Below are 20,742 nucleotides of genomic sequence, written 5' to 3'. Positions count from 1 at the left end.
AGTTTGCTTCTTGCCGTTTTGAGCCTTTAGCTTTCAGCTTTGTAATAAGTATCAAGATAGGAGTATCAAGATTTGAGATATGAGACTTGAGATGTGAGTATCAAGAAGAAGGAGCTTAGTAACTTGCTGATTGTAGCTTTCCGCTTTGAGTCTTTAGCTTTGCACATTAAACCCTACACCTTTCGCCTTCAACCTTATACCTCCTCTAGCTTTTTGCTTTCCGTTTTCAACCCTACACCTTCCGCCTTCAACCTTATACCTTTTTACATAGATGTTGATAATTTGCTGACAAGTTAGCGTGTTAATTTCTGTATTTTTGATCTCCACCACAATTCCAACTATGTACCTGATTTTTGATACTGAAACCACTGGTTTGCCCCGTAATTTTAATGCGCCCATTACAGATACGGATAATTGGCCGCGTTGTATCCAAATTGCTTGGCAGTTGCATGATGAGATGGGTAATTTGATAGAACATCAGGATTATTTGGTTAAACCTGAGGGTTTTAACATTCCTTATGATGCAGAGCGAATTCATGGTATTTCTACAGATTTAGCGGCAGAACAAGGAGTTGAACTTGCAGAGGCTTTAGAAAAATTTAACATTGCACTTAGCAAAGCTAAATTTGTGGTGGGTCAGAACGTAGGTTTTGATGTGAACATTATGGGTTGCGAATTTTATCGCATGGGTGTAGAAAGCCCAATGGCCAGTATGCCAGTTTTGGATACTTGTACAGAGGTAACTGCCGATCTATTGAAAATTCCAGGTGGTAGGGGTGGTCGTTTCAAACTGCCAAACCTGACCGAACTGCACCAATATCTTTTTGGGGTGCCATTTGCTGAGGCGCACAATGCTACGGCAGATGTGGAAGCAACTACACGTTGCTTTTTAGAGCTGATTAAAAAAGAGGTCTTCAAAAAAGAAGAATTATTGGTTGATACCGATTATTACCTTCGATTTAGAGAGGCCAATCAAAATCCAATTAGTGGCATAGGTTTACAACACGTTAACCTTAAAGCTGCATCAGACGAAATTAGAAAACGTCAGCGAGGTGCTGAAACAGGAGGCATTTCTAAGCAGACCTTAGCAGGAAATAAGGAAGAACTGGCCAATGCAAATTTTATCCACTTGCACAACCATAGTCAGTTTTCGGTACTACAATCTACCATTAGTGTACCAGATTTGATCAAAGCAGCTGCGGCCCATCAAATGCCAGCAGTTGCCATTACCGATCACGCCAACATGATGGGGGCTTTTCATTTTGTAAGTCAGGCCATTAAGCACAACAAAGATGCAAAGGCTAAAAATGCAGAAGCCATAGAAAAAGGCCAAGCGCCAACGGCACAAGTGGTGAAGCCAATTGTTGGTGTTGAATTTTTTGTTTGCGAAAACCATACCGACAAAACCCGAAAAGATGATGGTTACCAAGTAGTTTTATTGGCAAAGAATAAAAAAGGCTACCATAACCTGGCCAAAATGTCGTCTATAGCCTATACCAAAGGCTTTTATTATGTGCCTAGAATTGACAAGAATGTAATTGAACAATACAAGAGCGATATTATTGTACTATCTGGAAACCTTTATGGTGAGGTGGCGAGCAAGCTCTTAAATTTGGGAGAGAAACAGGCAGAAGAAGCTTTGGTTTGGTGGTTAGCGCAATTTGGTGAGGATTTTTATGTAGAGGTGATGCGCCATAGTCAAGAAAATGAAGACCGCGTAAATGCGGATTTAATTACCTTGGCCCATAAACATGGTGTTAAATTGGTAGCTACCAACAACACCTATTATATTAATAAAAAGGACGCCAATGCGCACGATATTTTATTGTGTGTAAAAGACGGAGAAAAACAGGCTACGCCAATTGGACGTGGACGCGGTTACCGTTATGGTTTGCCCAATCAAGAATATTATTTCAAATCTGGCGATGAAATGAAATCGCTTTTTGCAGATGTACCCGAAGCCATTTTGAGTACACAAGAGATTGCAGATAAGATTGAAGCCTATGAGCTGGCTCGTGAAGTATTACTGCCTAAATTTGGTATTCCAGACGAATTTTTGGTGGCAGAAGACGACCAAGATGGTGGTAAACGTGGAGAGAATAAATTTTTAAGACATTTAACTTACGAAGGTGCCAAGAAAAGATACGGAGAGCTCACCGACGTAATTACCGAGCGTTTAGATTTTGAATTGGCTACGATTGAGAAGACAGGTTATCCCGGTTATTTCTTAATTGTGCAAGATTTTATTGCTGAAGCCAGACGTAGGGATGTTTCTGTGGGGCCTGGTCGTGGTTCTGCAGCAGGTTCTGTAGTGGCTTATTGTTTATGGATTACCAATATCGATCCTTTAAAATACGATCTCCTTTTTGAGCGTTTCTTGAACCCAGATCGTGTATCCATGCCCGATATTGATATTGACTTTGATGATGAGGGTCGTGGACGTGTAATGGACTATGTAATTAATAAATATGGCTCCAGTCAGGTAGCACAAATTATTACTTATGGTACCATGGCGGCTAAATCATCTATTCGAGATACAGCCAGAGTTTTAGATCTACCCCTTTTTGAAGCGGATAAAATAGCCAAGCTTATTCCCAATATGAAGCTGGCCAAGATCTTTAATTTGGAAGAAAAAGCTTTAAAAGCCGCACTTCGCCCAGATGAATACGAAAGAATTGTTGAGCTAAAAGCACTTTCAAATGCAAAAAACCTAAGTGCAGAAACCATTGAACAAGCTATTGTTTTAGAAGGCTCATTGCGAAATACAGGTATCCACGCTTGTGGGGTAATTATTACACCAGATGACATTACCAATTTTGTACCTGTGGCTACTGCAAAAGATTCAGACCTCTATGTAACCCAGTTCGACAACTCTGTTGTAGAAAGTGCAGGCTTGCTAAAGATGGACTTCTTGGGGTTAAAAACTTTGACCCTGATTAAGGATACCGTAAAACTGGTTAAGAAAAGACACAATATTGATTTGGATCCTGATGCTTTTCCAATCGATGATGAAAAAACATATGAACTCTTTCAACGAGGCGAAACGGTCGGCATTTTCCAGTACGAGAGTGCGGGTATGCAAAAGTACATGAAAGAGCTTAAACCAACGGTTTTTGGCGATTTAATTGCGATGAACGCACTGTATCGTCCAGGTCCGATTGCCTATATTCCGAGTTTTGTACGTAGAAAAAATGGGGAAGAGGAAATTAAATATGATTTGGAAGCTTGTGAGGAGCTACTGAAAGAAACCTACGGAATTACGGTTTACCAAGAGCAGGTAATGCTTTTGTCGCAAAAATTAGCTGACTTTACCAAAGGTGAGGCCGATGTTTTGCGTAAGGCAATGGGTAAAAAACAGCGTGATGTATTGGATAAAATGAAGCCTAAGTTTATTAAACAGGCTGCAGAGAAAGGACACGATGCTGCCATTTTAGAAAAGATCTGGAAAGATTGGGAAGCTTTTGCCGAATATGCCTTCAATAAATCGCACTCTACCTGTTACGCTTGGATTGCTTATCAAACTGCTTATTTAAAGGCAAATTACCCTGCAGAATACATGGCTGCGGTACTTTCCAATAACATGAGCGATATTAAACAAGTTGCCTTCTTTATGGAAGAATGTAGGCAAATGGGTGTTCCGGTATTGGGACCAGATGTGAATGAATCTGAACTAAAATTCTCTGTAAATGCCAAAGGCGAGGTTCGGTTTGGAATGTCGGCAGTAAAAGGAGTAGGAGAAAAAGCGGTAGAGAGTATTATCGAAGAACGTATAGAAAATGGCCCATATACTAGTGTTTTCGAATTTGCAAAACGATCGAATACCCGTATCGTTAACAAAAAAGCTTACGAGAGCTTTGTATATAGTGGTGCCTTTGATGCTTATGGTTTTCATCGTGCCCAATATTTCTATATTGGTGCCAATGATAAAATGAATGGCATCGAAAAGTTAATTAAGTATGCCAATGATTTTCAGAATAACCAGAATTCTTCTCAATCTTCGTTGTTTGGAGGTTCAAAGGCAGACCTGATTTTAGAGCCAACTTTTCCTGTTTCTCCAGAATGGGGATTGATTGACCGTTTAAAATACGAAAAGGATGCGATTGGTATTTTCTTGTCGGGGCACCCCTTAGATGATTATCGTTTTGAGCTGACCAACTTCTGTCAACATGCGGTTAAACACCTGAGTGTGGTAAACAAAATACGTAGTGGAGATACCAACGAAGAAGTTTTGGGAGAATTTGAAACCATCAAAAATAGAGACTTGGTAGTTGGAGGTTTGGTGGTAATGGCCTCGCAACGGATTACCAAAACAGGAAAGCCATTTGGGACTTTTATTTTTGAAGATTATGATGATACTTGTGAAATAGCCTTGTTTGGAGATGATTTCTTGAAATTTAAACAGTTTTTAACGGAAGGTTATTTCTTACAGATTAGAGGTAGGGTTGGAGAACGTTTTAAAAAAGAAGGTGATTGGGAGTTTAAGGTAACTTCGATAGACCTACTGTCAGAATTACGGGATAAACTGACGAAATGTATTACTATTCAGCTCCCAATAGAAGAGATCAATGACGAGCTGATGGAGAAAATTGACTCGATTTTACAAGAGAATAAAGAGAATAGCGAACGCCACAATTGTAAATTGAATTTCGAAGTATACGATAGGGAGCAGAATCTTAAGCTAGAACTGCCTTCAAAGTCGTTAAAGATCAATCCAAATAATCAATTTTTAGAACAATTAACAAAACTAAATGTTGTAAATTACAAACTCAATTAAGGTTTAGGATTAAAGGTATAAATAAGCTTACAGCTTAAGCCCTAGATCTTCAACCATAGTAGTGTCAAATTGGCATTACGTTATAGTTGGCATTAGAATTGAATATCTATATTTGTATATAAATTTAAAAATAAGTTATGGCTTTAGAAATAACAGATGCAAACTTCGAGGAAGTTGTATTAAAATCAGATAAACCAGTGTTGGTAGATTTTTGGGCAGAGTGGTGTGGTCCATGTCGTATGGTTGGTCCAGTTGTAGACGAGATTTCGAAAGAATATGAAGGAAAAGCGTTGGTAGGTAAAGTGAATGTAGATAACAACCCTCAGATTTCAACTCAATTTGGTATCCGTAACATTCCAGCTTTATTGTTCTTTAAAAACGGTGAAGTTGTTGACAAACAAGTTGGTGCTGTTCCAAAATCAGTATTAGCTGGTAAATTAGATAAACAATTGTAAAAACAGAGGCCATTACAATGGCCGTTCTATATAAGCAAATCCCCAAAATCGTTACGGTTTTGGGGATTTGTGTTTTAAGCCATTGATGTTCCCCTCATTGTGAGGGATAAGGAGAGGGGGATGAATAGAAGATTTGAGGGTGTTTGGAAAGCAAAGACTTGTGGTGCTTTGGTAAATGTAGTCCTGCCTGCCTACCGCAGGCAGGCTGTCCGCTTTACTTCGTGTCCGCTCCCATCAGGTTTGGGAAACAACAGTTCTAGCTACTATCTGAGCCAAATAGTCCTGATTGTAGCGACATCCTTTTTTGCCGTTAAGGTAAAAAAGATACAGCGGAAAGCGGGGCTGGCATTCATATTTATACAGGCGTTGCACTTCTACTAAAGAGAAAAGTTTTTTGCATCATGCTATACGCCTTTTTTTGAGCAGTTCATTACTTTATGTCCTTAGTACATTTATGGTTAATACCTATAAATGCCATCCGTTGGTAGGTTTATCAAGTCTTTGATTTTCTTTGGAATGAACGCCTCTGCAAAATCCTCTGCAGTGAAAAACGTAGAACCCATAAACGCTACTTTAAACGAATGGCATGCTGTTAACAGTTTGTTTGACTAATCAATTGAAGAGACAACAAAGAACTCATAAAGTTGCATGTAGCCGGCGTTTGGTTAATGTTTGTAGAAAGAAATATTTTAAGGTGTTGAGAACCAAATAAATGTGGTTTGTAGGGGATTGGAGGGTAAAACCTTTGTGATAAGGCTTTTCAAAACTAATTATGGGTAGTTTGTGTTTTTGATTACAGATATTTTTTTGTTCTTTTAAATAAACTAAACGCATTTATGAATTTGTTCAATCGCCAAGTATGTAGTTTCTTAACCGCAGGTTTATTACTCAGTTGTACCCAGGTTCCGGCTCAAAATTCTGTAGAAAAAGAAAAGCCATCTGCAGACTATCAACCTGCATTTGTAGGCCAAACTCGAATTAGTGCTGTAAAAACAAAAACACCGTTAAACATTGCTATTATCAATAGGAAGCTAGAAAACCCATGGGGAATTTCGGTGATGCCTGATGGTCGCTTTTTGATTACCCAAAAAGCCGGAGACATGGTTATTCTTCAGGCCAATGGGACACTTGTTAAGAAAATTACCGGCTTGCCAAAGGTAGACGATTCTGGTCAGGGAGGCTTGTTGGACGTAACTCTTGCACCAGATTTTGAAAAAAGTAGAATGGTGTATTGGGCCTACTCCGAACCTCAAAACAATGGGGTGTTATTAGCCATTGCCAAAGGTAAATTAGCTGCCAATGAAACGAGCATCGAAAATCAGGTGATCATTTATAGGGCTACTCCAGCCTATACAGGAAAACTTCAATATGGTTCGAGGATAGTTTTTGATAAAAATGGGAACTTGTTTGTAAGTACCGGCGAACGTTCGGGCAACGATATTAGAATCCAAGCACAGCACTTAAACTCTTCTTTAGGAAAAATCTTGCACCTTACACCAGCTGGTAAGGCAGTGCCAAATGGTCCATTTGCTAACCAAGCGAATGCCAGACCAGAAATTTATGCTTATGGATTGCGCAATCCTGATGGTTTAGCCATCAATCCTCAAACTGGTGAATTATGGGAAGCAGAATTCGGTCCAAAGGGGGGCGATGAAATCAATATCATTAAGTCTGGTAAAAACTACGGTTGGCCTATTATTACCTATGGTACTGAATATAGCGGACGAAAAGTGGGAGAAGGTATTCAGCAAAAAGCAGGCATGGAGCAACCAATCTATTATTGGAACCCAAGTATTTCTCCTGGTAGTATTGCCTTTTACAATAGCAACCACATTGCCGAATGGAAAGGGAACTTGTTTGTTGGGGCTTTAAGTGGATCGCACATTATCCGTTTGGTGATTAAAGCGAATAAAATAGTTGGCGAAGAAAGATTGCTTGCAGATAAAGGCGAACGCTTTAGAGATTTGGTGGAGGGTAAAGATGGCGCATTGTACGCAGTAACCGATGGCGGTAACCTGTACAAGATTACCAAAAAATAAATTAGCTATTTAGCAAACAGTATAGAAAAAGAAACCCCGATCTATTTAGATTGGGGTTTCTTTTTTAATTGATATTAATCGATTTTTTGAAGTTTCGACACATCAGATTTTGACAGAGAATTAATGTCAACGATCTTTAATTCGGTTAATTGCGCAGTACTTTTTTTGTTTAAGGTTTCATCAACCGAAACTGCTGGCATTTGATACATTGCCCCACTTGCAGGATCGATAATCAGCATGCCAATTAAACCTCCAAGTAAAATGTTGCCAAAATACCAACCATTTAATTTACTGGTTAACGTAACGATCTTTTGCTCATGACCTTCAAGATCAAATTTGAGCCGATACTCTGCTTTAGACATGTAACCCGCACTTGATTTCAGGTTAACAGTTGCAGGAGTGGTTCCTTTGTAGACTTCTTTTCCATCTCTATCTACAATAGATAAAGTAGCACCTGCCGGATTACTATTAATGGCAATATCATAGTTTGATTTACCAAAGATAGTTGCGCAGCCCGTGGAAAATAGGGTAGAGGCAATTAGCCCCGCCATTGCGATGTTTAAAGTTGTTTTTTTCATTTGTGTGTGTGTTTAGGCTCTAACATAAACAAAATTTACAAATGAAACTAGTATAATAACACTAATTAACAATTTGGTAAACCATCAATTAAATCGTCTCCTATTTCTAGAAAATCTGAGCAGGTATCTGGTAGCTGATCAGTCTGTTAGTACTTTCCAAATTTATAAGTTAAGCCTACACCCAAGGTCTCTTTTAACTGGAGTTTGCCAATTTGATTGTTGTCGTAAAACAGATCGGCAGTTAATTGGGTAGAAATAAACTTATTCACTTTCATGTCTAGGATAGCAGAATAAGACAGTACCATATTTTGTGGATCTTTGAGGTAATTGGTGAAAATTCCAAAACGGTTATCTAGAAAGATGTTCTCCATCAACTTTGCTTTATATCGGCCACCTAGATAGGCACCAAGCTGATAAACAAATGTTTCGCCAGGTTTAGCCCCGTAAGCATCTGTTAAAACACCATCTTTATCTGGGTCGAATACAGCTTTATCGCCAATAAATGTGAATCTAGAGGTAATTGGGTGAATACTGATCTGAAAATTGTCATTCGGAATATAATCAACCCCTAAACCAAAGGTAATATAACCAGGGGCCATAAAATTACTGATGTAACTTTGTGCAGGTTTACTGTAATCGTATCCTTTGCTAAATTGGGTTTTTAGGTTGAGGGCCATTGCTGCAAACCAATTGCTTTGTTTAATTTGGTAACCATATTTAGAGGTAAGGTCAATTACATCTTCAACTTTGGTGGCATCACTTTTCTCTTCAGAACGCAAGCCATAACCCATTAAAATCCTGTTTTCCCACAAATTTTTGCCTTTTTTAAGATTAAACTCGTAATCTGCACGGGCTGTTAAGGCTACCGAATTGATACCGCCAGCAACCCAATTGGAAAATGCGGCCTGGTTAAGCAAGAGCACGTTGGTTCCTCTAACGGTCCAACCTTCTTGTTTTTTAGCGGTATCTAACTTAGCTACCAATTTTGCACTTTCGGTATTTACTTTACCGCCTTGAACGGTTTGTGCTACACCATACAAACTGATGAATGATGTGAGGAAGAGTAGAGCATATTTTTTCATAGGTTTTTGAATATACCCTCAAAATTAATAAAAAATCTTTTATTAGCTTTACACTATGGCATCCATTAACCAATACGAAAATTTGCAACTCACTACAAATCTGGAGCTTTTGGCTAAACAAGTAGTAGAAGGGTTTATTACAGGCTTACATAAAAGTCCTTTTCATGGTTTTTCGGTAGAGTTTGCTGAACACCGATTGTACAATACAGGAGATAGCGTAAAGAATATTGACTGGAAATTATTTGCCAAAACAGATAAACTATTTAGCAAACGGTATGAGGAAGAAACCAATTTGCGCTGTCAATTTGTAATCGATACTTCTTCATCAATGTATTTTCCAGACGATGAATACAATAAGCTCACTTTTGCTGTACAAAGTACCGCTGCATTGATTTACTTGTTAAAAAAACAAAGAGATGCTTTTGGTTTAAGTTTATTTACAGATCAATTGCGTTTAAATACCCAGGCCAAGTCAACCAATACACATCAGAAGTATTTATTTGCCCAGCTTGAGCAAGTGCTGCATGCACCTAAAATGAATGTGCCTACCAATTTGGCCTCGGCACTACACCAAATTGCCGAACTGATCCACAAACGCTCTTTGGTAATTGTATTTAGCGATATGTTGCAGACAGTACATGATGAAGATAAAATATCAGCCTTGTTTTCTTCTTTGCAACATTTAAAATTCAATAAACATGAAGTCGTTATTTTTAATGTAACCGATAAGAGTAAAGAAGTAGACTTTAATTTTGCCAATCGCCCTTATGAGTTTATTGATATGGAAACAGGTGCAGTTTTAAAAGCCCATGCCAATAAAGTTAAAGATGGTTATTTGGAGCAGATGGCGAGTTACCGACAAAAACTAGCCTTAACCTGTGCACAATATAAAATTGACATGGTTGATGCCGATATCAATGCAGGTTTTGATCATATCCTACAGTCTTATTTAATCAAACGACAGAAAATGGGGTGACTCAAGCCCCTTTGGTTCGTGTCGACACGAACCAAGGGCTTGGAGTTTGTATTGACACGAACCAAAGGAAATAAAAAAACCTTCATGTATTTTGCAATACATAAAGGTTCAGATAAGGGTAACCGGAAAACTAAAAAACTATTGATGAGTTTTATAGATAACAAAACGGAAATCGCTTCTGATGTTTTGTTACTCAAATATGAACCTTTATTATGAAGATTTTATGAAGTTATAATGGAAAGTGAATTGTTACCATTGTTCCTTTATGTTTTTCAGATTTAATATCGATAGTAAGCTGATGGAATTTGGCAATACTGTTTACAATGGCCAAGCCTAAACCAAAACTATCCTCTTTTTCATTGTTTTCTTCTCTTTCAAAACGATTAAAAGCATTGGCAATATTCTCTTTTTCCATTCCAATGCCAGTATCTTCTACTTTTAGGATGTAGGCATTGTCACTTAATTCATCACTGATATTGATTGTTCCGTTAACCACATTGTATTTAATGGCATTGTTAATGATGTTGATTAATAGAGTATGAATTAACGCTTGATTTCCCGTAAAAACGAAATCTTCCTTCACATTATTGGTATAGGTTAATTTTTTATCGATAATCCGGTCTTCCAAGTCTTCATATAAATCACTTAATTCGTGCTGAATAGCAACCTGATCTTTTTTAAGATATTGCTCATTTTCTACCTTAGAGATTAAAAGCAAACTATTGATGATGACTTTTAACCGATTTAAGGTTTTTAAAGAGGCTAAAATTTTATTCTCATGTTCAATAGGAAGGTTTTCAGCGGTAAGAATATTTTCTAACCTTCCGCTTAAAATGGAAATTGGGGTAAGCAGCTCGTGCGAAACATTAGCAATGAATTGTTTTTCTAAAGAGAATAGACTCGAAATTTTTCGCATCAATGCATTGATGCTATTGTCTAAGAACTTAAAATCTGTGGTAGTGGTTGGAATATTTTCGTAGTCATAGGCAATAGGATCGTTTACTTTATTCAGTTTCTGATCTATAATTTTATAAAAAGGCCTTAAAATAAACTGGGTAAAGGCATAATCTGTAATCAAAGTAACCAATAAGGCAATCACAAGTACAACAAGCATGTAAAACCGAATGGTATTCTTTACCGCATCCATGGCGGTCATGGTTTCGCCCAGCTCTAATTTGTAACGTTTGTTGTTGTATTCGAACTGGTCATTCAAAATCCGATAAATCTCTATGTCGCCCTCAATTTCTCTTCGTTCAGTTGTAAATGAAATGGATGGATCTAGCTGTTTCGTTTTTGGAATAGCAGTAAGAACAATAAATTCATCTTTTAAGATATTGTAATCGGTAAATGTATGTTGGGCTCTTAAAAGATTGTCAATTTCATTGTCATTTAAGTTGGCAATTACTTTTAACCTCTTTTTGGTGAGTCGGTTATCTAAATGATGGTAAGAAATTTTTTCGATGGACAATAAAATAATTAACCCCAATACCAAGATTACGGCTATTTTGGTAATGGCATTGTATAAAGAAAATTTTGCTTGAAGATTCATTGATAGATATTAAGCTTTTCTCTTTGTCCTGATTTATCTCTTAATAATTGATCCTGTATCCTATGCTACGAACGGTTTCAAACCAATCTGTTTTTGTGCATTGGGTTAATTTTTTTCGTAGATTTTTCACATGCACATCTACAAAGTTAGAGTCGGAATTGACTTCTAAGATATCGCCCCAAACATGCTCTGTTAAACTTATTCTAGATACTACTCGATTTTTATTAAGTACCAAGTAGTTGAAGATTTCAAATTCTTTTTTGGTTAAGGGAACTCTTTCCTCCTGAAATGAGACTGTACGGTTCTGGATATCTAAAACAAAATCGTGGATTTTAACATCATTCTTTTCCAATTTATGTTTGCGGCGGGTAATGGCATGCATTCTGGCCAAAAGTTCGTTTAAAGAGAATGGTTTTGCTAGATAATCATCGGCGCCACCATCTAAGCCTTTAATACGATCATCAACTGCACTTCTAGCGGTTAAGATAATCACTGCATCATCACGATCTTTTTGGTTTTTTAGTTGTTTCAATACATCGAAACCGTCTCCATCGGGTAAACCTAAATCCAATAGAATGAAATCGTAATTGTTTACAAAAATTTTTTCTTCTGCTGATGCCTTTTTCCAAGCATGTTCAACAATATAGCCTTCGCGACTTAGAAATTCATCCATTTCTAAGGCTAGGCCTTTTTCATCTTCAACAATGAGTACGTTCATTTTTTTAGCGGTTTACGGTAATCAGTTTTCAGCTCTTGTTACCAAGTTAACATTTTTTAGAATGATTGTACAAGCTTCTTTTATTTCTGTTGTTGTAATGGTTAATGGCGGGGCAATACGCATCGAATTGCTGCAGTGTAAAAACCAATCACTAATTAATCCATCTTCAATGCAGGCATCTATAATGGCCTTGTTGGTATCAAAATCATTAAATTCTACAGCTAACATTAATCCCTTTCCTCTTATTTCTTTAATTGAGGGATGTTTTAAAAGGCTTTGGAATAATTGGCCTTTTTCTTCTACCTCGTTCACAATACCATCATCTATTAAGGTACGTAGAGTAGCCAAACCTGCAGCGCAACACACCGGATGACCACCAAAGGTTGTCATGTGTCCCAGAATTGGACTGTGCGATAGCACAGACATAATTTCAATAGAACTGATAAAAGCACCAATTGGCATTCCGCCACCAATGCCTTTGGCCAAAAGAAGCACGTCTGGGATAATGTGATAATGTTCAAAGGCAAACATTTTTCCAGTTCTGCCAAAGCCCGATTGGATTTCATCAAAAATCAATAAAGTGCCCGTTGCTGTACATCTGTCTTTTAATGCTTGCATATATACCTGATCGGCAACTCTAATGCCAGCCTCACCTTGTATCGGCTCGATAAATACGGCTGCGGTTTCATTTGTAATTTGAGCTAAGTCTGCTAAGTTATTATGGTTAATGAAACTTACATGGGGCAGAAATGGACCATAACCAGAAGAATAACAATCGCTTTCCATTAAACTTTCTGCACCTTGGGTACTACCGTGATAAGCATTTTTACAGGCGATGAAACCTTTTCTTCCGGTATATCTTTTGGCTAGCTTCATGGCACCTTCAACAGCTTCGGTTCCAGAATTTACAAAGTAGGTACAGTTTAAGCTAGCTGGTAATACAGCTGCCAATGCTGTTGCAAAATTTACCTGTGGGCTTTGAACAAATTCTCCATATACCATTAAATGCATATAGGTTTCTACCTGTTCTTTTACTGCATTAACTACAGCTTGGTGGCAATGTCCAATGTTACTTACGCCAATACCTGCAATTAGATCCATGTATTTTTTGCCACTTTGATCATACATGTATATTCCCTTAGCTTTTACAAATTCTAATAAAAGCGGAGTAGTAGAGGTTTGGGCGTTGTGTTTTAAAAATAATTGGCGTTGTGTTAACATGTTACAAAAGTAAGCTTTTTAATAGTTTAATGCTTTTGATGGTTGAGCGTATTTTAAACTTCTTTTATAAAGAAATCATAAGCATCTTTACGAGATTTTTATTATTTTTAATCGATATGCTCTTGATATGAAAAACGTCTTCCTCCTCTTATTTTTATTAAGTGCCACATTTGCGCATGGCCAAGATAGTGTAAGCTATAAGAAAGATAGTTTTTTTAAAACCTCTGGTAAAGTACTTAAAAATAGCATGTTTGCTGTGCCTCGCGATTTTGCTTTTATGGGCAAAGAGGTAGGTCAAGATTGGGCAAAAACTGGCTGGTATACAGCAGGGATATTGAACTTAATCTTAACAGACAAGATTACGACCAAGTTTTTACATGAACATATTGAACCCAATGTAAATTACAGCCTGCCAAATATTTCGTTAGTTAAAAATACAGACTGGTTAAGTGGAAATGATGCTTATATGTCTTATCCAATCATTGGATTGTACCTAGGCTCATTGATTACTAATAATGAAAAAGGTCAATATGTAGCATTGAATGCCTTTAAAGCTGTTACACATTCAATTATCATTTCGCAATTGACTTTAAAAACAATTTTTGGAAGGAACAGACCCAATAGACCTTTAAATACTACAGCTCAAAATGTTAAGCCTTGGACTACAGATAACTTTGATTTCTTTAATAAAAGGGATGCGTATTTATTTTCTGATATAGAAGGTTCTTCTTTTCCGTCTTTACATGCCACGGCATATTTTGCCATTGCCAAAGTTTTTCAGATGGAATATGATAATTATTGGATTCCTTATGGTTTGATGTCGATTGTATTTTTAGCAGATGTAAAAGGGCATAACCATTGGGTTAGCGATATGGCTGTAGGGGGTATTATTGGTACAATTATCGGAAGATCTATTGTGAAAAGTAGTTGGAAGATTAGATATGGCACTCCTGAAAGAAAGAAGAAAAATTATTCGATTAATTTTATGCCACAATTTTCTCCAGGAATGGGCAATGCCCCAGGTGGACTGTACTTCTCTCTTCGTTTGAATAGGATAAACAACTAACCTTTAAAACAAAAAGTCCCATATGTGATGAACATACAGGACTTCAAAAAAATTAATTATTATTTAGTTAATGTCTTTCCGGTCCACCGCCGCCACCTCTATATTGTTTAAGCAATTCTGTTTTAAAGGCTTCTTGCGCTCTATAGAATTTGCCAACAATTTTAATAGATAAGCTGCTTGATTTCAATCGGCTGTAATATTTCTTTTCAATGTTTAAATCCTGTTGTTTAAAATCGAAGTCATTATAGATCAAAGTTTGCACTTCTGCATCTGTTAAGTCGTCAATTTCTTTTGTTTTTCTAAAGCTGATCATTTTTTGCATCCTGTCTTTACGTAAAGCAGATTGTTCTCTCGTAAAGTCGTTGTAAATTGGCCAGAATATTTTAGCTTCTTCAGCAGAAAGATCAAGCTTTTGAGTTAGAAATGCAATTTTTAAAGCCTCCATTTTCTCTCCACCCATTCTTGGACCTTGTGCTATGGTTAAGCCAGGTAATAAAATAAACAGTGCAATAAATAGATTTTTCATTAGTTTTTTATTTTTTAATGGTTATTGAGCAATCATCGTTAATGTAATCCAGTAACTACCGATGGTCAGTATCATTCTTATAAATTATTAGATAAATCGTTTGAAGAGAAGTTATCTAAAATGTAGTTTTCCATTTCTGTTTCTGAAGCAGAACTGTTGTTGGTAACGGTTTGATTTTCTTCTAAATGTTCAAAAATTACATTTTCATCTATGTCATATAACATTTGTTCATCAGCAAATTCTGTTTTTTGAATTTGTTTTAATGAATGTTGTTCATTTAAATACAGACCCGAAGCTGCCAATAAAATAAAGCATGCTGCAGAGGCATATTTCATTAAATCGGTTTGCCATAAGCGGAATACTTTTGTTTTCGGAGCTTTAGTAGCTGTTGTTTTACTTAAGATATCGGCTTGTAGCTTGTCAAAATAGTTTGCAGGCGTTTTAAAACCATCATTTTTAACCAAGGTATTGATTTGGTCTATTGCAATTCTACTTTCTATCTGTTTACCTAAATCCTCGAAATAATTTTGAGGTACGGTAAAACCTTGATTTTCTTTTTGCATTAAATCTGCTACAAAAACAGATTGGTTAATGCGGGTTTGTAAATCATTGAAATACTTATCTGGCACACTATAAGGCATAGTTCTTGGTAAGCTCGCTAAATGTGGTGCTTCCCTTTCCCATTCCATATTTTCATCTTTTATATTCATCACGTACTATTGATAGATTTTATTGTAAAAGGTTTAATACCTAATCTTCATTTAGTAAAATACTTTCAATTTTTTTAACTGCGATATGAAATGAGGCCTTTAATGCACCTACACTTGTGCCCAAAACCTCCGAAATTTCATCATATTTCATATCGTCGAAATATTTCATGTTAAAAATAATGCGTTGTTTTTCTGGTAGGGTTAAAATGGCCTCTTGTAGTTTTTTCTGAATTTTATCACCATCAAAATAAGAAGAAGCGGTAAGGCTTTCGGCCAATTCTCCACTTACATCATCCAATGAGATGTTATTTTTTAGCTTTTTCTTATTTAGAAATGTGATGGATTCGTTGGTAGCAATTCTATAAATCCAAGTATAGAGTTGAGAGTCGCTACGGAAATTGGCTAGGTTTTTCCAAACCTTTACAAAAGTTTCCTGCACTAGATCATCCGTATCATCGTGGTCTATCACCAATCTACGGATGTGCCAATATATTTTTTGTTGATATTTAGTTAAAAGCAGGTTGAAGGCCTCATTTCGTGTTTTTTCAACACTAAATTTTTGTAATATTTCTACATCTTCAACCTGCTTCATAACTTTTTATAACTTTCTTTTCATTACTTTTTGAGCAGCTGCAACAATGTCAGATGGATCCAATTTGTATTTGGTCATTAACTGATCTGGAGTAGCACTTTCGCCGAAACTATCGTTTACAGCTACAAATTCTTGTGGAGCAACGTACTCGGTGGTTAACAAACGAGCAACACTTTCGCCAAGTCCACCATATTTGTTGTGTTCTTCGCAAGTTACAATGCAACCAGTTTTTTTAACAGATTTTAGAATAGCTTCTTCGTCTAGAGGTTTAATGGTGTGGATATTTATAATCTCAGCATCGATACCCAATTCTGCCAATTTTTCTCCAGCTTCAATCGCTCTCCAAACCATATGGCCTGTAGCAACAATGGTTACATCGGTACCTTCATTTACCATCCAAGCTTTACCAATTTCAAATTTTTGATCTTCTGGTGTAAATACAGGAATAACCGGACGGCCAAAACGTAAGTAAACAGGGCCTTCATAATCCATAATGGCCAATGTTGCCGCTTTGGTTTGGTTATAATCGCAAGGATTGATGACCACCATACCAGGTAACATTTTCATTAGGCCGATATCTTCTAAAATTTGGTGGGTTGCACCATCTTCTCCTAATGTTAAACCCGCATGTGAAGCACAGATCTTTACATTTTTGCCAGAATAAGCAATAGATTGACGGATTTGGTCGTAAACCCTTCCTGTAGAGAAGTTGGCAAAAGTTCCAGTGAAAGGAATTTTACCACCAATTGTCATTCCAGCAGCAATTCCCATCATGTTTGCCTCAGCAATACCAACTTGTACAAATCTGTCGGGAAAATCTTTGATAAAGGCATCCATTTTTAGTGAACCTACTAAATCAGCACAAAGAGCAACTACATTTTCATTGCGTTTACCAGCCTCATGTAGGCCAGCTCCGAAACCTGAACGTGTATCTTTCTTTTCTGTATATGTATATTTTTTCATTCTTGTTTAGATATGAGAAGTGAGATTAGAGATATGAGATTGAGCTATTTAATTCTCAAATCTAATATCTAGTGTCTCAAATCGAGTTTAATAATCCCCTGCAGTTTCTTTAATTTGACTTAGTGCAACTTCTAATTGAGCGTCGCTAGGTGCAGATCCATGCCATTTGTGGGTGCCTACCATAAAATCAACACCATAACCCATTTGTGTACTCATTAAGTTTAAAATAGGTTTTCCTTTGCCTGTTAATGATTTGGCATAGTGTAAGGCTTTGGTTATTTCTGCCATGTCATTGCCATCAGAAGTGATTACATGCCATCCGAATGCTTCGAATTTGGCTTGTAGGTTTTCTAATGATAATACTTTTTCTGTTGGACCATCAATTTGCTGACCGTTATAATCGATACTTGCAATGATATTGTCAACCTTGTGGAAAGGAGCAAACATAAAGGCTTCCCAGTTTTGACCTTCTTGTAACTCGCCATCACCTTGTAGGGTATAAATCAAAGATTTATCACCGTTCAATTTCTTAGTTAAAGCTGCGCCAATGGCAACAGATAAACCTTGGCCAAGTGAACCTGAAGCTACACGTACACCTGGTAGACCTTCGTGGGTAGTTGGGTGACCTTGTAATCTTGAATCAAGTTTTCTGAAAGTTGCCAATTCGCTTACTGCAAAATAACCAGATCTGGCCAATACACTGTACCAAACTGGAGAGATATGGCCGTTTGAAAGGAAAAATAAATCTTCTCCTGCTCCATCCATCGTAAACTTTGGATTGTGGTTCAATACTTCGAAGTATAACGCTGTAAAAAAGTCTGCGCAACCTAAAGATGCACCAGGGTGACCTGATTGCACGGCGTGTACCATTCTAAGCACGTCTCTTCTAACTTGTGAGGCAATGTCTTCTAATTCACTAATTGTATGTTTCATTAAAAATAGGATTGTTGTAACTAAACAAAGGTAATGTAATTATAAAATTTTAAGTAATAATGTTCAAGCTAAAATTTGGCGCTTAATTACACTGTATTTTACTTAATTAGGTCTAAAACTTGGGCTGTAGGACTTTTGGTATCTACTTTATTGATCACATGCGCAATGTTCCCTTCTTCGTCGATAATGAAAGTAGTACGGTTGGTACCCATATATTTTTTACCATACATGTTTTTCTCACCCCAAACCCCATAAGCTTCTACAATAGCTTTATCGGTATCGGCCAATAGCGTAAATGGCAAACTAAATTTATCTACAAATTTTTGATGCGATTTTTCATCATCAACACTTACCCCTAGCACTTCAATTCCTTTTGATTTTAAACCCTGATAATTGTCGCGAAAATCGCAAGCTTCAGCAGTACAGCCAGGTGTATTGTCTTTCGGGTAAAAATATAAAACTACTTTTTTACCTTTAAATTGAGCTAAAGAAATGGTATTTCCATTTTGGTCTTTTGAAGTAAATGCTGGGGCTTTATCGCCTTGTTGTAATGTAGTCATATGTTAAATTGTATTAAAGTTTATTTGGGTAATAGTTAGTAGTAAATAGTAAATAGGGAATAGGAAATAGTAAGTAGGGAATGGGTCATTGGTTAACTGAACGGTATCTCTTATCTCAAATCTCATATCTTATAATTCCTGTCTTGATACTTGATACTCATATCTTGATACTAGTTACTCAAATCTCTTGTCTCATATCTCACCTCTCACATCTTGATACTTTCTACTTAATACTTATTACTATCTATAAAAATCTATCGCATAACGTTTCACATTGTCTTTCATATCGGTAACCAATAATTCAAAACTATGTTTTCCTGGTAAAGTTCTTTCATCAAAGCTATGCCATAAACTGGCTGTTTTGGTATCGAATTCCATTAAAATCCATTTGCCATCAATATAGCCATTAAAACTTTTAATTCCAGAAAGCCCATCGCTAATTCTAAAACTCATTTTGCTTAAGCCAGCCATATTTTTACCATCGGCAATATTAACGGGTATAATGTTAGGAGGGATAGTATCAATTGCGATAAAGAAACTTCCAAAAGTTCTTGGGTTTGCTTTTACATACCCATTTTCAAAATAGCCACCTTGCGATGATCGATTTGTATTGACAATTAGTGCCTTACTTTGATATTTAGTTAAAGCAGTATCTGCTTTGATCCATATTTCAAATCCGGTATGCAATGGTGTAAGGTTGTTTTGGATCTGATGGATTGACGAAAATGCATTTTGTTGTGGTTTAGGTAATTTCTTATACACGAAGTTAAGATCATTGTACAAAGTGCCCTTCGGCAGAATTACTTTTACATCTTCAGCATTGTATTCGTTTGTTTTATTGTAGGGAAAAGCAATGCCAGCAGCTTGGGTTGGTGTATTGATGATAGCCTTTGCATCGGCCAGTACCTTAAATGCCATGGTGCTTTTGTTGCCTTTAGAGTCGGTAACGGTGTATTTTACATCGTGCAAATTACCATCATTAAAATTGATGCGCCCACTGTTAACCAAACTACTGTAAATCTGTAATGGATTACCCGGATCTACAAAACTTTTTTGGATACTTCTTTTTAAATTTAAAAATGCAGGATAATCGATATGAGAATTGATCGCTTTGCTGTTCTCGAAACTGAATCTTTCTAGGGCAGAGGTAAATATCTTTTTGCCATCTAATTCTAGCTCAATTGAGTAAACACCATTTAAGCCAGAGTTTCCACTATGTTTATCTGTTGCGATGATTCCAAAACCAACTTCACCGTTTAAATGAATGGTAGTTACTTTATTTAAGTTGTATTTGCCATTACCACCTACAACCTGAAAATATTGTTTGGGTGTAAATTCGTTAAAAGGTTTGCCATTTAGGCGATACACATACATCGAATAGATTACAGGAGGGACATTGTCTGGAATCTGAATGCCCAATAATTGAGGGTTGATGGTAGCTTCAGTTTTGGTATCTCTTATTTCGAAGTGCAGATGCGGTCCGCCAGAACTTCCAGTATTGCCAGAATAGGCAATGATATCACCTTTGCGAACTGGAATAAGGTCTGCATTTGGAAATTCATCTATCTCGTAAGATTTGTTCTTGTATTGGATGTTTTTTACCTGTTGGGCAATTTTTGGGTTAAACCTTGATAAATGCCCGTAAACGGAAGTATAGCCATTGGGATGGTTGATGTATAAAGCTAGGCCAAAACCACTATTCTGAACGCGTAATCTTGCTACATAACCGTCTGCAGTAGCATAAACTGGATAACCTGTAGTTTGGTTGGTTCTAAAGTCAATGCCAGAATGGAAGTGATTTGACCTTAACTCTCCGAACGAGCCTGCAAGTGCAGGTGGAACGATATCAAGCGGAGGTCTAAAATCTGTTAATGGGTAAGTGTTGGTACTGAAAATCTCTTGAGCATTACCTGTTGCAGCTACGGAAAGTATTAAAAATAAAAAATAGAAAGATTTAACCATCTGGTGGTTGAGATAGATTTTTAGACAGGGCATGCTAA

Annotated in this window: 17 protein-coding genes; 5 read left to right on the top strand and 12 right to left on the bottom strand. The window is 36.9% G+C overall.

Going from position 1 to position 20,742, the window contains the following annotated elements:
- Positions 1-340: 340 nt before the first annotated feature.
- From dnaE to AQF98_RS12055, 3 genes are all read left to right on the top strand, one after another.
- Positions 341-4,774 carry a DNA polymerase III subunit alpha gene (dnaE, locus tag AQF98_RS12070; protein ID WP_055132222.1) on the top strand — a complete coding sequence of 1,478 codons (4,434 nt, stop codon included), beginning with the start codon at positions 341-343 and terminating at the stop codon, positions 4,772-4,774.
- A 137-nt stretch (positions 4,775-4,911) separates the two neighbouring features.
- Entirely contained in the window at positions 4,912-5,229 is a 318-nt protein-coding gene (gene trxA, locus AQF98_RS12065) for a thioredoxin (protein WP_055132221.1), read from the top strand.
- A gap of 836 nt (positions 5,230-6,065) precedes the next feature.
- Entirely contained in the window at positions 6,066-7,268 is a 1,203-nt protein-coding gene (locus tag AQF98_RS12055; protein ID WP_055132219.1) for a PQQ-dependent sugar dehydrogenase, read from the top strand.
- 74 nt (positions 7,269-7,342) lie between these two features.
- Here the strand turns inward: AQF98_RS12055 and AQF98_RS12050 are convergent, their stop codons facing one another.
- Together AQF98_RS12050 and AQF98_RS12045 are read right to left on the bottom strand one after the other, a co-directional pair.
- Entirely contained in the window at positions 7,343-7,846 is a 504-nt protein-coding gene (locus tag AQF98_RS12050) for a hypothetical protein (RefSeq protein WP_055132218.1), read from the bottom strand.
- A gap of 146 nt (positions 7,847-7,992) precedes the next feature.
- Positions 7,993-8,928, bottom strand: coding sequence for a DUF3078 domain-containing protein (locus tag AQF98_RS12045; protein ID WP_055132217.1), 936 nt, complete (start codon positions 8,926-8,928; stop codon positions 7,993-7,995).
- Positions 8,929-8,983: 55 nt separating this feature from the next.
- Here AQF98_RS12045 and AQF98_RS12040 point away from each other — a divergent pair, with 55 nt between their 5' ends.
- Entirely contained in the window at positions 8,984-9,904 is a 921-nt protein-coding gene (locus AQF98_RS12040; protein ID WP_055132216.1) for a DUF58 domain-containing protein, read from the top strand.
- 229 nt (positions 9,905-10,133) lie between these two features.
- Here AQF98_RS12040 and AQF98_RS12035 read toward each other — a convergent pair whose 3' ends face one another.
- From AQF98_RS12035 to AQF98_RS12025, 3 genes are read right to left on the bottom strand one after another with little or no spacing between them, the layout of a single operon-like run.
- Complete coding sequence (locus AQF98_RS12035) at positions 10,134-11,453, bottom strand: HAMP domain-containing sensor histidine kinase (RefSeq protein ID WP_055132215.1); 1,320 nt, start codon at positions 11,451-11,453, stop codon at positions 10,134-10,136.
- Between the two features lie 40 nt (positions 11,454-11,493).
- Positions 11,494-12,171 (bottom strand): response regulator transcription factor, encoded by a 678-nt coding sequence (locus AQF98_RS12030; RefSeq protein ID WP_055132214.1) that lies wholly within the window; start codon positions 12,169-12,171, stop codon positions 11,494-11,496.
- Between the two features lie 21 nt (positions 12,172-12,192).
- Positions 12,193-13,392: an aspartate aminotransferase family protein gene (locus AQF98_RS12025; protein WP_055132213.1), complete on the bottom strand. Its 1,200-nt coding sequence runs from the start codon at positions 13,390-13,392 to the stop codon at positions 12,193-12,195.
- A gap of 127 nt (positions 13,393-13,519) precedes the next feature.
- On the opposite strand from AQF98_RS12025, the gene AQF98_RS12020 reads away from it, so the two are divergent.
- Positions 13,520-14,458: a phosphatase PAP2 family protein gene (locus AQF98_RS12020; protein WP_055132212.1), complete on the top strand. Its 939-nt coding sequence runs from the start codon at positions 13,520-13,522 to the stop codon at positions 14,456-14,458.
- A gap of 67 nt (positions 14,459-14,525) precedes the next feature.
- Here the strand turns inward: AQF98_RS12020 and AQF98_RS12015 are convergent, their stop codons facing one another.
- The 7 genes from AQF98_RS12015 to AQF98_RS11985 form a co-directional block, all read right to left on the bottom strand.
- The gene (locus tag AQF98_RS12015; protein ID WP_055132211.1) at positions 14,526-14,984 is read right to left on the bottom strand and encodes a hypothetical protein; all 459 of its coding nucleotides are present in this window, start codon (positions 14,982-14,984) and stop codon (positions 14,526-14,528) included.
- A 77-nt stretch (positions 14,985-15,061) separates the two neighbouring features.
- Entirely contained in the window at positions 15,062-15,694 is a 633-nt protein-coding gene (locus AQF98_RS12010) for a hypothetical protein (protein ID WP_055132210.1), read from the bottom strand.
- Between the two features lie 40 nt (positions 15,695-15,734).
- On the bottom strand, positions 15,735-16,286 hold the full coding sequence (locus AQF98_RS12005) for an RNA polymerase sigma factor (protein ID WP_055132209.1): 552 nt from the start codon (positions 16,284-16,286) through the stop codon (positions 15,735-15,737).
- A 6-nt stretch (positions 16,287-16,292) separates the two neighbouring features.
- Positions 16,293-17,249: a transketolase family protein gene (locus AQF98_RS12000; RefSeq protein ID WP_055132208.1), complete on the bottom strand. Its 957-nt coding sequence runs from the start codon at positions 17,247-17,249 to the stop codon at positions 16,293-16,295.
- An 87-nt stretch (positions 17,250-17,336) separates the two neighbouring features.
- The gene (locus tag AQF98_RS11995) at positions 17,337-18,182 is read right to left on the bottom strand and encodes a transketolase (protein ID WP_055132207.1); all 846 of its coding nucleotides are present in this window, start codon (positions 18,180-18,182) and stop codon (positions 17,337-17,339) included.
- Between the two features lie 98 nt (positions 18,183-18,280).
- Positions 18,281-18,742 carry a thioredoxin-dependent thiol peroxidase gene (bcp, locus tag AQF98_RS11990; RefSeq protein ID WP_055132206.1) on the bottom strand — a complete coding sequence of 154 codons (462 nt, stop codon included), beginning with the start codon at positions 18,740-18,742 and terminating at the stop codon, positions 18,281-18,283.
- 240 nt (positions 18,743-18,982) lie between these two features.
- Entirely contained in the window at positions 18,983-20,737 is a 1,755-nt protein-coding gene (locus tag AQF98_RS11985; protein ID WP_235524223.1) for a M23 family metallopeptidase, read from the bottom strand.
- Positions 20,738-20,742: the final 5 nt, after the last annotated feature.

It is taken from the genome of Pedobacter sp. Hv1, assembly GCF_001412215.1.
In the GTDB taxonomy this organism is placed as follows: Bacteria; Bacteroidota; Bacteroidia; order Sphingobacteriales; family Sphingobacteriaceae; genus Pedobacter.
This window is presented reverse-complemented; position numbering and strand designations above follow the sequence as displayed.

Coding starts and splice junctions, on each gene's coding strand:
- AQF98_RS12050 (WP_055132218.1), bottom strand. CDS start 7,846: ATGAAAAAAACAACTTTAAACATCGCAATGGCGGGGCTAATTGCCTCT.
- AQF98_RS12055 (WP_055132219.1), top strand. CDS start 6,066: ATGAATTTGTTCAATCGCCAAGTATGTAGTTTCTTAACCGCAGGTTTA.
- AQF98_RS12015 (WP_055132211.1), bottom strand. CDS start 14,984: ATGAAAAATCTATTTATTGCACTGTTTATTTTATTACCTGGCTTAACC.
- trxA (WP_055132221.1), top strand. CDS start 4,912: ATGGCTTTAGAAATAACAGATGCAAACTTCGAGGAAGTTGTATTAAAA.
- bcp (WP_055132206.1), bottom strand. CDS start 18,742: ATGACTACATTACAACAAGGCGATAAAGCCCCAGCATTTACTTCAAAA.
- AQF98_RS12040 (WP_055132216.1), top strand. CDS start 8,984: ATGGCATCCATTAACCAATACGAAAATTTGCAACTCACTACAAATCTG.
- AQF98_RS12005 (WP_055132209.1), bottom strand. CDS start 16,286: ATGAAGCAGGTTGAAGATGTAGAAATATTACAAAAATTTAGTGTTGAA.
- AQF98_RS12025 (WP_055132213.1), bottom strand. CDS start 13,392: ATGTTAACACAACGCCAATTATTTTTAAAACACAACGCCCAAACCTCT.
- AQF98_RS12035 (WP_055132215.1), bottom strand. CDS start 11,453: ATGAATCTTCAAGCAAAATTTTCTTTATACAATGCCATTACCAAAATA.
- AQF98_RS12045 (WP_055132217.1), bottom strand. CDS start 8,928: ATGAAAAAATATGCTCTACTCTTCCTCACATCATTCATCAGTTTGTAT.
- AQF98_RS11985 (WP_235524223.1), bottom strand. CDS start 20,737: ATGCCCTGTCTAAAAATCTATCTCAACCACCAGATGGTTAAATCTTTC.
- AQF98_RS12030 (WP_055132214.1), bottom strand. CDS start 12,171: ATGAACGTACTCATTGTTGAAGATGAAAAAGGCCTAGCCTTAGAAATG.
- AQF98_RS12010 (WP_055132210.1), bottom strand. CDS start 15,694: ATGAATATAAAAGATGAAAATATGGAATGGGAAAGGGAAGCACCACAT.
- AQF98_RS12020 (WP_055132212.1), top strand. CDS start 13,520: ATGAAAAACGTCTTCCTCCTCTTATTTTTATTAAGTGCCACATTTGCG.
- dnaE (WP_055132222.1), top strand. CDS start 341: ATGTACCTGATTTTTGATACTGAAACCACTGGTTTGCCCCGTAATTTT.
- AQF98_RS11995 (WP_055132207.1), bottom strand. CDS start 18,182: ATGAAACATACAATTAGTGAATTAGAAGACATTGCCTCACAAGTTAGA.
- AQF98_RS12000 (WP_055132208.1), bottom strand. CDS start 17,249: ATGAAAAAATATACATATACAGAAAAGAAAGATACACGTTCAGGTTTC.